The organism is Mucilaginibacter sp. P4_C11 (assembly GCF_056402115.1).
Genome location: NZ_JBFUIA010000016.1, coordinates 38630 through 51669, shown reverse-complemented (window position 1 = coordinate 51669; position 13040 = coordinate 38630). Strand labels below are relative to the sequence as shown.

Annotated in this window: 8 protein-coding genes; 4 read left to right on the top strand and 4 right to left on the bottom strand. The window is 44.2% G+C overall.

Going from position 1 to position 13040, the window contains the following annotated elements; translation table 11 throughout:
* Positions 1-35: 35 nt before the first annotated feature.
* On the bottom strand, positions 36-464 hold the full coding sequence (locus AC1DU2_RS16000) for a CBS domain-containing protein (protein ID WP_090640676.1): 429 nt from the start codon (positions 462-464) through the stop codon (positions 36-38).
* A 481-nt stretch (positions 465-945) separates the two neighbouring features.
* Here AC1DU2_RS16000 and AC1DU2_RS15995 point away from each other — a divergent pair, with 481 nt between their 5' ends.
* The 4 genes from AC1DU2_RS15995 (at position 946) to AC1DU2_RS15980 (ending at position 5466) form a co-directional block, all read left to right on the top strand.
* Positions 946-1998, top strand: coding sequence for a hypothetical protein (locus AC1DU2_RS15995; RefSeq protein WP_477385284.1), 1053 nt, complete (start codon positions 946-948; stop codon positions 1996-1998).
* A gap of 282 nt (positions 1999-2280) precedes the next feature.
* Positions 2281-2943: a 3-keto-disaccharide hydrolase gene (locus AC1DU2_RS15990; RefSeq protein ID WP_477385283.1), complete on the top strand. Its 663-nt coding sequence runs from the start codon at positions 2281-2283 to the stop codon at positions 2941-2943.
* Between the two features lie 125 nt (positions 2944-3068).
* Complete coding sequence (locus AC1DU2_RS15985; RefSeq protein ID WP_477385282.1) at positions 3069-4805, top strand: GMC oxidoreductase; 1737 nt, start codon at positions 3069-3071, stop codon at positions 4803-4805.
* A 22-nt stretch (positions 4806-4827) separates the two neighbouring features.
* On the top strand, positions 4828-5466 hold the full coding sequence (locus tag AC1DU2_RS15980) for a gluconate 2-dehydrogenase subunit 3 family protein (protein WP_147055444.1): 639 nt from the start codon (positions 4828-4830) through the stop codon (positions 5464-5466).
* A gap of 143 nt (positions 5467-5609) precedes the next feature.
* On the opposite strand, the gene AC1DU2_RS15975 is transcribed toward AC1DU2_RS15980, so the two are convergent.
* From AC1DU2_RS15975 to AC1DU2_RS15965, 3 genes are all read right to left on the bottom strand, one after another.
* On the bottom strand, positions 5610-7997 hold the full coding sequence (locus tag AC1DU2_RS15975; RefSeq protein ID WP_477385281.1) for an ABC transporter permease: 2388 nt from the start codon (positions 7995-7997) through the stop codon (positions 5610-5612).
* A gap of 94 nt (positions 7998-8091) precedes the next feature.
* A complete protein-coding gene (locus AC1DU2_RS15970) occupies positions 8092-10485 on the bottom strand; it encodes an ABC transporter permease (protein WP_477385280.1) in 2394 nt (797 codons plus the stop codon).
* Positions 10486-10585: 100 nt separating this feature from the next.
* On the bottom strand, positions 10586-12946 hold the full coding sequence (locus AC1DU2_RS15965) for an ABC transporter permease (RefSeq protein WP_477385279.1): 2361 nt from the start codon (positions 12944-12946) through the stop codon (positions 10586-10588).
* Between the last annotated feature and the right edge of the window lie 94 nt (positions 12947-13040).

The window sequence follows — 13040 nt, the reverse complement described above, 5'->3', positions numbered from 1 at the left end:
CTTAAAATCCGAAATCGAAAATCTCAATTCCCAAATCAGGAATGTATATACCCCCTCAACTGCTCAATAGTCTCTTGTTGACTTAAGATAGTTTCCTTTACCAAATCGTTAATAGAAATGATGCCGCAAAGTTTATCGGCCATAAAAACGGGCAGGTAGCGGATATTGCTTTCGCTCATAATATGCATGCAGGTTTCTATGGAGTTTTCGGGTACAATACGGGGCAGGCCGGTGCTCATGATTTCGCGAACCAGGGTTTCGTGGGATGATTTGCCTTTCAGGATCACTTTGCGGGCGTAATCACGCTCGGTGAGCAGGCCAAGATATTCGCCGTCTTCGGTTATCACTACCGAGCCGATGTTTTTGGCGGCCATCAGTTCCAATGCTTCCAAAACAGATGTACCTGCATCAATGCTGATAGCACCGCCACCCTTACGGGCCAGTATGTTAGAAACTTTTATCATGATACTCAGGTTAAAATTAGGGATTGGCTTATAACCAAATATAACAATTCCCGATTAAAAGCAAATGGATTTTAAATTATATCTATCAACAATTTAGCGGATTAGTGCAGTCGAGCAGCTGTTCAAAAGGTAGCCCTGGGTTAATGCGATACTGATTTTACGATGAGATATACTCAATTGACGAAATATCGTAAGCTCTTTCAACGAAAATTAGATGTCTAAACGACTTTTTTGCCGATGTCATCATCCAGAAGCACCCCTCAACTGTAATACTACTGTAAAAACCGGAAACAGTAATGTGCCGTATTTAAGCTCAAAAGGGCATTTTGGCCAAGCTTTACCCTGTCCTGACACAGGCCCGTTTACTCAAAAATGATTAATAATTAATATTGCGGCATGGTATTTAACTATTGGATGCATCACGTTAGTTAAGCGTCATTTAAGTTGTTTTTTATATCGATCTACACAAAGTACTACTCCATTGAACAATTTTACACTTATTAAGGCATCAGGCAGCAAAGCTGCTACAGCCTTTAATCATAAATTAAAACGGGCTTCTTCAAAAATAATTTTCGGCCTTGTATTCGTGCTTTTTCAAAGCATAACAGTCAGGGCCGCTACATTAAGCAGTGACACCAGCCGGGCGGATTCGGCGCGTTTATCGCACCATATTATTAACCACGCGTTTGATAATATTTTTGAAGAAAACATGAGGCTTTCGCTGGCAGGTAATGAGTATTTTCAGCCGGATAAAACCCAGCTGGTTGCCGATCTTTCGCCAAATTTTATCCTGTTTAGTACACCCAAGTCGCGTTTCTTTTTTGAGTTTACCTCCAGGGTTAAAATCCGATTGCTGAATACCCGCGATGCACCTGTGAAATCACCCAGCTATATGCCAAACGCCAACGTGTTTTACAGGCTAAATGAAGATACTTACAGGCCAAAATTTTTATCGTTAGGTTACTCACACCATTCCAACGGCGTCAGGGGGCCATCGCTAAATAAGGATGGTACCTTTAATGTTGATAGCGGTAAATTTACGACCAACTTTTACACCCTTACCTATTATACAGGTAAGCGGGTTGATAAGCCAGGGCTCACTATTAACCGTTACGATAACGTAGCGTTAGAGGTACACGCCGGCTTGTTCAACCTGGGCCTTTCACAGGGCTTGAAAGATCATTATGGCTTTATTCGTATTAACGGCAGCCGCATGTACAACTTTGTAAAGGCTTATGATGATCCGTTGGAGCAAGGGCGTAAAACCTACGAAAACTGGCAGCGCATTCAGTTTGATTTTACCTACATAGCCGATAAGTATGATAACTACTCGACTTTTGATGTAAAAAAACGCCTGAACGTGAGCCTTAAATACTACTACTCGTTTCCGTTTATGCAGGGAACAGCCTTTATGGTTGGCGCCGGCTACCGGGGCCAGGATGATTATAACCAAAGTTTCCAGGATAGCTATGGCTACGGTATGATAGGCATTGCCGCCAACTTATCATTCGGCTTTCACAAACACGCTGAGTAAGGCTGAAAGCAAAAAGCTTAAGGCCGAAAGCATAAGGTTTTTTGCTTAAGCCCTTCCGCTTTAAATAACATCTTAAAAAAGTTTTGAGCATAAGCCGATAGCCTTTCCAGCTTTTGGCTTTATGCTTTAAGCCTTTCGCTTTATCTATCCACATTTTTACACACCTGTTTACAGCTGTTTGTAATTTATTTTTCCGATAATCGTTTTAGCATTAACAAAAAGCAGATATATTTAGCCATCCAAACGGTACTATATCTCCAGTTAAATTATAAAACACTATCGATGAAAAAGATCCTATTGAGCCTAATGGCTGTATCTGCCATGCATTTTGCCGCATCGGCCCAAACTAAATCGTTATTTGACGGTAAAACAACAGCCGGCTGGCACACCTACTTAAAAACCGACACCAAAGCGTGGAAAGTTGTTGATGGCGCCTTACAACTGGACCCCAAAGCCGAAGATCAGGGCGACCTGGTTACCAACGACGAGTACGAAAATTACGAGTTAACACTGGAGTGGAATATTGAAAAAGGCGGCAACAGCGGAATTATTTTTGGTGTACATGAAGACCCTAAATTTGGCGCTACCTACCAAACGGGTATCGAAATGCAGGTTTTAGATAATAAAGATGCCGAAGACAATAAAAAAGCCAACCACCTTGCAGGATCATTATATGATATGAAAGCACCATCAGCTGATGTTGCAAAACCTGCCGGCGAATGGAACAAGGTAAAATTGCGTAAAAAAGACGGGCACATTACCTTTTCGCTTAACGGTACTAAAATAGTTGATGTGCAAATGGGCAGCGAGGAATGGAAAACATTACTTGCCAACAGCAAATTTAAAACCTGGGCCGATTTTGCCGCATATCCCAAAGGCCACATCGCGTTGCAGGATCATGGGCACGTGGTATCTTTTCGTAAAATATCAATTAAGCAACTATAATTATTTACAAAGTATATTTTACGCACGGCGTTCAATATATTTATACCGATAATCCAATTTAAACTAATGCATGCCTGAAGCGTGCATTTTTCCTGTTTTAAAACAAAGGATATTTTTGAGATAATATGAGCGATCTACAAATTAAAAAATCATCTGAAACTTATGATGTAGTAATTGTTGGTTCGGGTGCAGGCGGCGGTATGGCCGGTTACGTATTGGCCAATGCCGGCATTAAAGTACTGATGCTGGAAGCCGGTGCTTACTTCGATCCGCAAAAAGACTCGGCCCAGTTAAAATGGCCGTGGGAGTCGCCGCGCCGTGGTGCAGGTACAACACGCCCTTTTGGCGATTTTGATGCCGCCTATGGTGGCTGGGAAATTGATGGCGAACCTTACACAACTAAAGACAAAACTGAATTTTTCTGGTTCCGCTCGCGCATGCTGGGCGGCCGTACCAATCACTGGGGCCGTATCTCGTTACGTATGGGGCCAAAGGATTTCCAGGCTAAAGATGGCCTTACGGATGACTGGCCAATAACTTACGATGATGTAAAACCTTACTATGATAAGGTTGACCGCATGATAGGCATCTACGGTACCAAAGAAGGGCTGGAAAACGAACCCGATGGTATTTACCTGCCCCCGCCAAAGCCAAGGCTTAACGAACTGTACATTGTAAAAGGCGCTAAAAAAGCCGGCGTCACCATTATCCCTGGCCGTGGTTCGGTGTTAACCGAAGCTTTGCCGGGTAATAAAGATCGTGGCGCTTGTTTCTTCTGCGGTCAGTGTGGCCGGAGCTGTAAAGTTTATGGCGATTTCTCGGCATCATCATGCCTGGTTATCCCGGCTGTTAAAACCGGCAACTTAAAAGTAATTACCAACGCCATGGTGCGCGAAGTGATAACCAATAGCGAAGGATTGGCCACAGGCGTATCATACGTAAACCGCGAAGATTTGCAGGAGTACCAGGTAAACGCCAAAACGGTTATCCTTGGAGCCAGCGCAGGCGAATCGGCCCGTATCCTGCTCAATTCCAAATCGGCCCAGCATCCGGGTGGTTTGGCAAACAGCAGTGGTGTTGTTGGCCATTACCTGCATGATTCAACCGGCTCAAGTGCCGGCGGTTTCCTGCCCGAATTGATGGACCGTAAACGCTACAATGAAGATGGTGTGGGTAGCGTACACATCTACTCGCCGTGGTGGCTTGATAATAAGAAACTTGATTTTCCACGCGGTTATCACATTGAATATGGTGGCGGTATGCACATGCCATCATACGGTTTTGGCGGCGGTATTCATAATATGAACGGCGCCGTACCCGGCCGTGATGGTAAAATGAAAGATGCTGGTGGCTACGGTGCATCATTAAAAGACGATTACCGCCGTTTTTATGGCACCCAGTTTGGTATGGCCGGCCGCGGTACTGCTATTGCCCGTTACGATAACTATTGCGAGATTGACCCTAACGTGGTTGATAAATATGGTATCCCGGTATTGCGTTTCCATTACAAATGGGCTGACGACGAGATTAAGCAGGCCAAGCACATGCAGGAAACTTTCCAGGAAATTATGCACAACATGGGCGGCGCTATTTACGGCGGCCCGCAAGGCCCCGAAACCAACTACGGCTTAGAGGCGCCGGGCAAAATTATTCACGAAGTTGGAACCATCCGCATGGGTAACGATCCTAAAAAGTCGGCCCTAAATAAATGGTGCCAGGCGCATGATTGCAAAAACCTGTTTGTGGTTGATGCCGCACCGTTTGTTCAGCAGGGCGATAAAAACGCTACATGGACAATATTGGCCATGAGTATGCGTACTGCAGAATACATATTACAGCAACGAAAAGCACTAAACGTTTAACAAGTTAATCCAATAAAATATTATGAACAGACGTGATTCCCTTAAAGCATTAGGCTTTACCACACTTTCGGCAGGATTAATACTGGAAGCTTGTAAACCCGGTGCCCCAAAAACAGAAGAAACAGCCCCCGCAGCCACTGGAGCCGAGGCCGGCCGCCAGCCTTTTGAGGTTGAGCGCGATAAAAAGCTGAATGGCGATAAATTTTTTACAGCGGCAGAAATGGCTACCATTACTGTTTTGGGAGATATCATTATCCCTAAAGACGAAAAATCGGGCAGCGCATCTGATGCCAAGGTGCCTGATTTTATCGAGTTTATTGTGAAGGATATACCCGATCATCAAACCCCGATGCGTGGCGGTTTGCGCTGGTTAGATTTGCAATGCCTTAATCGTTTTGGTAAAGTATTTACCGACTGCAGCCATGCGCAGCAGATAGAGTTGGTAGATATGATAGCCTACCCCGCCAAAGCCAAACCAGAAATGGCCCAGGGCGTAGCTTTCTTTAACCGCATGCGCGATTTAACCGCATCGGGTTTTTACACTACCAAAATGGGTATTGATGATATTGGCTTTGCCGGCAACAACCCCAACAAATGGACTGGTGTACCCGATGATGTACTAAAGCACTACAATATGCAGGATGTAAAAGCCGGTGTATAATAAAACAAAAAAGGAGCTGCAAAGCTCCTTTTTTGTTTTATTTAAATATTAGTAGCCAACACTTTAAGTTTTCCGCCCTGACCAATGAACCAATGAACAATCCCATAAGCTCTCCACCCTGACCAATGAACCAATGAACAATTCTATTCGCTCCTTAAACTTTTCACCGGGTTCATCAACGCGGCTTTAATACTTTGATAGCTTACTGTGAGCACCGTTATCATGATAGACCCTAATGCCGTTGCGCCAAAAATCCACCAGGAAAGTTCGGCGTGGTACTTGTAATCCTTTATCCAGCCTTGCATAAAGTAATAAGCGGTTGGTATAGCTATGAGTAATGATATGGAAACCAGCACCACAAAATCGATCGACATTAAGCGCCACAGGCCAAATACTGAGGCTCCCAATACTTTGCGTACGCCAATTTCCTTGGTGCGTTGCTCGGCCATAAATGATGCCATGCCAAACAGGCCCATACAACTAATGAAGATGGCCAACATAGTAAAGAAACCTGCCAGTTTACCTATCCGCTCTTCGTTGGCAAACTTTTGAGCATATTGATCATCTGTAAATTTATAATCAAAAGGGCTGGCCGGGTCATACTGTTTAAATACAGCTTCAATTTTACGTAATGCTTCGCTGGCGCTTTTGCCGGTGTTCAGCCTGATATCAACTATCCCGGGAGCATACGAAACCATATAAAATATAGTTGGTTTTACAGGCTCATAGGGTGATGACATAACCATATCCTTCACTACGCCTATAACTTTAAAATCCTTGTACCATTTAATGGCTTCGCCAACCGGGTGTTTAAAGTTCATGAACTTTACAGCCGCTTCGTTCAATACTATCCCCGATGAATCTGTTAAAATATCCCTTGAAAAATCGCGTCCGTCGGTAAGTTTCCAGCCGGCCGTTTTTCCAAATTCGGGGCTCACTGCAATAGTGCCAAAATCGTCCTGCAGACCGGGATCCTTATCTCGCCAGGTAAGGCCACTATTGTTAGAATATACCCCGGTTAACGGGCTATCAGACTCGGCCATTTCAACTATTGCTCCCGATTGCAGCAGGTCATTCCTTACTGCTGCAAAGTGCTGATGAATAGCATCTGTTTTCATTTCTATCTGAATAAGGCCGGTGCGATCATAACCTATTGGTCTGTTCTTGGTGAATTGCACCTGTCTGAAAACAATAACAGTACCTATGATTAAAGTAACGGAAACCGTAAACTGTAAAACCACCAGTACTTTACGGGGTAATGCAGCCATTCGTCCGGCTTTAAATGTTCCTTTTAAAACTTTCACCGGCTTAAATGATGACAGGTAAAAGGCAGGGTAACTACCCGCTATGAGCCCGGTTATGAGGCTAAAACCAATCCCAAGTACCCAAAACATCGGGTTGGCCCATAATACCTGCATAGTTTTATTGGCTACCTGGGTAAACCAGGGCAAAATGAGTTGTACAAGAACTATGGAAAACAGGAAGGCAAATGCCGAGATCAGTACCGACTCTACCAAAAACTGGCCAATAAGCTGGCCTCGCAGCGATCCTACCGTTTTGCGTATACCTACTTCTTTGGCCCTTTTTTCTGACCGGGCCGTGCTTAGGTTCATGAAATTGATACAAGCCAGCAGCAATACAAATACGCCAATAATACCAAACATCCATACAAATTGTATAGCCCCGCCGGTATTAATACCATTTTTAAACTCCGAATATAAATGCCATTTGCTTATCGGGTGCAAAAACACAGTTGGCTTAAAAGATAAACCCAGCTTATTGCCCTCGGCGGTAAAAGCATTCAGTTTCAAATCTTTTATCCTGGCCGATACATTGTTTATATCTGCATTGGGGCTTAGCTGTGCAAATAGCTGCCATGAATTATTGCCCCATTTTGTAATGTTTGTTTTTACATGAGTAGTCATGTACAAATCCCAGGGTGCAATAAATGCCACTTCGGCTAAGCTGTTGTTATGCGGCAGATCTTCGTAAACGCCGGTAACCTTAACGTTCCATTTATTGTCAATCTTTAAAACTTTAAACATGGGATCAGTGTCGCCAAAAAGGGCCTTAGCCAGCGATGCAGACAGAATGATAGACGATGGATCTTTTAGCCCCGATCGTGTGCCTTTGATCATTTTTAAGCTGAACAGATCTGGTGCTTCGGCCTGCATATAGTTTCCCTGCTGGGTTAATTTTTTATCACCGAATGCGACGATGTGTGCGTATGTCCAGGTTGATAGTACCACATACTTAAAATCATTCTGATAGTCATCCCGCAGTTTGTAACCCAACGGCATAGGTATATCAGATTGTGTACCTACATTACCATTAAAGGTTTGATGCTGCATAACCTGTACCAGCCGGTCGTAGTTTTTAAAATACTTGTCGTATGACAGCTCGTCCCAAATCCACAAACCAATAAGCATGGCCACAGCCATACCCACCGATAGGCCGGTTATATTAATAAAAGTATGCGCCCTGTTACGCGTAAGGTTTCGCCAGGCGATCTTGATATAATTCTTGAACATGTTGTACGTTTTAAGTTGTACGTGATACGTTTTTATTTTACTAATGACCAATGACGGCGCAGCGAAATGACCAATGACTAATTCCGTCTTGCCTCTATTCCGACCGAAGGCTTTTCACCGGGTTCATCAGCGCGGCCTTAATACTTTGATAGCTTACAGTAAGCAGGGTAATCATGATTGATCCTAATGCTGTTACGCCAAAGATCCACCAGGAAAGCTCGGCGCGGTATTTATAATCCTGTAGCCAGCCGTGCATAAAGTAGTATGCCGTAGGGATAGATATCAGCAGGGATATTGAAACCAATACCACAAAATCTACCGACATTAAGCGCCACAGGCCAAACACCGATGCCCCCAATACCTTGCGAACGCCAATTTCTTTAGTGCGCTGCTCGGCCATAAAGGATGCCATACCAAATAAGCCCATACAGCTGATAAAGATGGCCAAAAGGGTAAAGAAACCAGCCAGTTTACCTACGCGCTCTTCGTTGGCAAATTTTTGGGCGTACTGTTCGTCGGTAAATTTATATTCAAAGGGGCTGCCGGGAGCATATCGTTTCCAGGCAGTTTCTATTTTACCCAGTGTTTCATGCGGGCTTACTTTAGGGTTAATGCGGATGTTAATCATCCCGCCGCTGTTTTTTGTAAGATAGAAAACAGTAGGCTGTATTGGCTCGTAAGGCGATGACATCACCATATCCTTTACCACACCGATGATCTGGAATTTTTTATACCATTCCAGTGTTTCGCCTACCGGGTTTTTCAAATGCATAAATTTAACCGCTGCCTCGTTTACCACCATGGCCGATGAATCGGCTAAGTTGTTTTTGGCAAAGTCGCGGCCATCCACTACTTTCCATTGCGCGGTTTTACCAAATTCTGCGCTTACGGCTATCGTACCAAAATCATCCTGAAGAGCGGGGTCTTTATCGCGCCATTTAAAGCCGCTGTTATCAGAGTATATATCCGTTAGCGGACTATCCGATTCAGACATATCAACAATAGCGCCCGATTGGATCAGGTCGTTCCGTACGGCATCGAAATGATTATGGATCTCGTCGGTACGCATATCAACCTGGATAAGCCCGGTACGGTCATATCCTACCGGACGGTTCTTGGTATACTGCACCTGCCTGAAAACAATAACGGTACCAATAATAAGGGTAACTGAAACCGTGAACTGTAGCACCACCAATATTTTACGCGGCAGGGCAGCAAAACGGCCTGCCTTGAAAGTGCCCTTTAATACTTTTACCGGCTGGAATGATGATAGGTAAAAAGCCGGATAGCTACCCGCTATAATACCCGTAAAAATGCTAAAGCCAATGCCCATGATCCAGAACAAAGGATTAAACCATAGTATAGTAACGGTTTTATCGGCAACCTGGTTAAACCAGGGCAATATCAGCTGCACCAAAACCAACGACAGGAAGAACGCGAAAACGGTTATCAACATCGATTCCATAAAAAACTGCCCTATGAGTTGGCTACGCAGCGAACCAACTGTTTTGCGAATGCCTACTTCTTTGGCCCGTTTCTCGCTACGGGCGGTGCTCAGGTTCATGAAATTGATACAAGCCAGCAGCAATACAAACACGCCGATAAGGCCAAACATCCAAACAAACTTAATATCGCCACCGGTATTGATGCCATTTTTGAACTCCGAGTACAGGTGCCATTTACTCATGGGATGTAAAAAGATAGACGCCTTGAAGGTTAAACCAATTTTGTCGTTATTAAGCTTCAATCCTTCCATTTTCAGGTTTTTTATCCTGGCAGATACCCGGTCCAAATTGGCATTAGGTTGTAGCTGCGCAAACAATTGCCAGGAGTTGTTGCCCCAGGTTACACGGGCCTGTTTAAGGTAAGGCTGATGGGTCATAAACTGATCCCAGGGCGCAATAAACCCCAGTTCTTTAAAGCTGGTATTGTGAGGTAAATCCTCGTATACCCCAGTTACCTTCAGGTTCCATTGGTTATCTATTTTTATAGCCTTAAACATGGGGTCGGCATTGCCAAAAATGGCTTTGGCCAATGATGCCGAAAGGATGATAGACGATTGATCTTTTAATGCCGACCGCGTGCCCTTGAGCATTTTGAGGGTAAGCAGGTTAGGCGCATCGGCTTGCATGTATGAGCCGGCGTAGGATAGTTTTTTATCACCCGAGGCTATGATATGGTTAAAGTTCCAGGTAGATAACACCACATATTTAAAATCGCTTTTATACTCTTCGCCCAGTTTGTAGCCTAATGGCAGGGGGATTGAGTTTTGTGTGCCTACCTCGCCGTTAAAGGTTTGGTGCTGCATTACCCGCACAATTCGGTTGTAGTTATCATGATACTTATCGTATGATAACTCGTTCCAGATCCAAAGACCTATCAGCACAGCCACAGCCATGCCAACCGATAAGCCGGTAACGTTGATAAAAGTGTGCGCCTTATTTTTAATAAGGTTTCGCCACGCGATTTTGATATAGTTCTTTAACATGTGGTACGTTTTAAGTTGTACGTGATACGTTTTTAATTTTTGACTATACTAGTGACCAATGACTAACTCTGTCTTGATTCTTGACTCTTAATTCTTGGTTCTATTCTGAGCGCAGGCTTTTTACCGGGTTCATCAGTGCCGCTTTTATGGCCTGGAAACTTACTGTAATTAGTGTAATGGCAATAGCCCCCGTGCCCGATAATGCAAATATCCACCAGGTTATTGGCGACCGGTACTGGTATTGATGAAGCCAGCCGTTCATAAAATAATAAGCCACAGGGATTGCAATAAGTAATGATATAGCTACCAGCACCACAAACTCGGTTGATAATAAACGCCACAGGTTTGCCACCGATGCACCAAGCACTTTACGTACCCCTATCTCCTTTACGCGTTGTTCGGCAACAAATGATGCAAGGCCAAACAAGCCAAGGCAGCTGATAAAGATAGCCAGCACAGCAAACACGGTAGCCAGGTTGCCTATGCGTTGTTCGTCGCTAAATTTGCGGGCGTATTCATCATCATTAAACTTAAACTGAAATGGGCTGCCGGGATTGTATTTTTTAAACACAGGTTCAATTTTGCCCAGGGCTTCGCGCATAGGCACTTTAGGGTTTACGCGCAAGGTGATGACGTTAACCCAAGTCGGGTTCATATGAAAAACGGTAGCGACGGTAGGTTTGTACGGCGATTCCATCACCATATCCTTCACCACACCGGTTACAATATGATTTTTACCTGCCCAATGCATGGTTTTACCAATAGGGTTTTTAAGTCCGCTTAGTTTTACTGCCGATTCATTTAATATAAACGCCCCGGTATCTGTAGGAAAACTTCTTGAAAAATCGCGGCCTTCAATTATCTTCCATCCAACGGTTTTACCGTAATCATAAGTTACGGCTATTGTACCAAATGTTGGATCGAAGCCGGGGGCTTTACCAGCCCATTCAAAACCACCGTTGTTTGACCATACCTGGGTTGTTGAACTGTTTGATTCTGCCATGTCGGCCACTGCGCCGGTTTGGATCAGGTCGTTCCGCATGGCTTCATAATGGCCATAAATTTCGGGCGTGTTCATATCAACCGTAATTAAGCCCTCGCGGGTATAGCCAACAGGCCTGTTGCGCGCAAACAGAATTTGCCTGAAAACGATAATGGTGCCGATAATGAGCACAATAGATACCGTAAACTGTACAATCACTAAAACCTTACGCGGCAGCGAAGCAAAACGCCCTACACGAAAAGTCCCTTTTAATACCTTAATTGGTTCAAAGGCCGAAAGGTAAAATGCCGGATAGCTTCCTGCTATAATTCCGGTAAAAAAAGTAAAGCTCAAAGCGGCTGCCCAAAACCAGGGATTAATAAAAGGCATGGCAATTTGCTTATCGGCAATGTTATTAAAATAGGGCAAAGCAACTAAAACCAAAACAAGCGTAACCACCAAAGCCAAAAATGCAAACATCAGCGATTCGCTCAAAAACTGCTTAACCAGTTGCGAGCGGACAGAGCCTATCGCTTTGCGGATGCCAACTTCTTTCGCGCGTTTTTCGCTGCGGGCGGTGCTCAGGTTCATGAAATTGATACAGGCCAACAGCAATACAAACGTACCAATGATGCCAAACAGCCACACCAACTCAATGCGGCCGCCAACTGCTTTGCCGTTTTTAAAATCGCTGTACAGGTGCCATTTGGCCATGGGATGTATTTGCATTACCTCGTCGTTCATTTTAAAATGAGGCTTGGTAATGTTCCTGATCTTTGCCGATACTTTGGCAAAATCGGTATGCTCATTCATCAAAGCAAATAGGTGGCAGCCATGGTTATCCCATGCAGAACTTTGCGTATTCCACCAGTTTGCGGGGCTGCTCCAGGGTAACATAAATTTAGTTGGATAAAAGGTGGTGTTATACGGCAAATCCTGGTAAACGCCAGCTACCTTCATATCGGTTTTGTTATCAATGCGTACAACCTTATTTATAGGGTCGGCGCTGCCAAACAAGGCTATTGCTACAGATTGTGATAATACAAAAGATGAAGGATCTTTAAAGCTGGCATAGCTTCCTTTTATCATTTTTAATGAAAGTATAGCGGGCAAATCGGGCTCGGCCCACATGCCGTTTTGCGATATTTTTTTATCGCCAACGGCTAATATATGTGTGCCCTCCCAGGTAAGCGCGGTTAGCTTAAAATCACCCGCGTATTTGGTACGCAGTTCGGCGCTAAGGGGCACCACGGTCGATCCGAATGTGACTGTCTCGCCGTTGGCCGTTTGGGTGGTCATCAGTTGGGCTATGTGGTTATAGTTTTGATGATACTTATCAAACGATAACTCATCCCATATCCAAAGGCCTATCAGCATAGCTACCGCCATGCCAACTGATAACCCGGCTACATTAATAAATGTATGCACCTTGTTTTTGGAGATGTTTCGCCATGCGATTTTGAGGTAATTCCTGAACATGTTGTACGTTTTAAGTTGTACGTGATACGTTTTTTAACTCAACCAATGACCAATGACAGGGCAGCGAAATGACTAATTCTGTCTTGATTCTTGG

Bases quoted from the DNA above. Each gene is read 5' to 3' on its own strand.
- AC1DU2_RS16000 (WP_090640676.1), bottom strand. From the start codon at position 464: ATGATAAAAGTTTCTAACATACTGGCCCGTAAGGGTGGCGGTGCTATC.
- AC1DU2_RS15990 (WP_477385283.1), top strand. From the start codon at position 2,281: ATGAAAAAGATCCTATTGAGCCTAATGGCTGTATCTGCCATGCATTTT.
- AC1DU2_RS15970 (WP_477385280.1), bottom strand. From the start codon at position 10,485: ATGTTAAAGAACTATATCAAAATCGCGTGGCGAAACCTTATTAAAAAT.
- AC1DU2_RS15965 (WP_477385279.1), bottom strand. From the start codon at position 12,946: ATGTTCAGGAATTACCTCAAAATCGCATGGCGAAACATCTCCAAAAAC.
- AC1DU2_RS15985 (WP_477385282.1), top strand. From the start codon at position 3,069: ATGAGCGATCTACAAATTAAAAAATCATCTGAAACTTATGATGTAGTA.
- AC1DU2_RS15980 (WP_147055444.1), top strand. From the start codon at position 4,828: ATGAACAGACGTGATTCCCTTAAAGCATTAGGCTTTACCACACTTTCG.
- AC1DU2_RS15975 (WP_477385281.1), bottom strand. From the start codon at position 7,997: ATGTTCAAGAATTATATCAAGATCGCCTGGCGAAACCTTACGCGTAAC.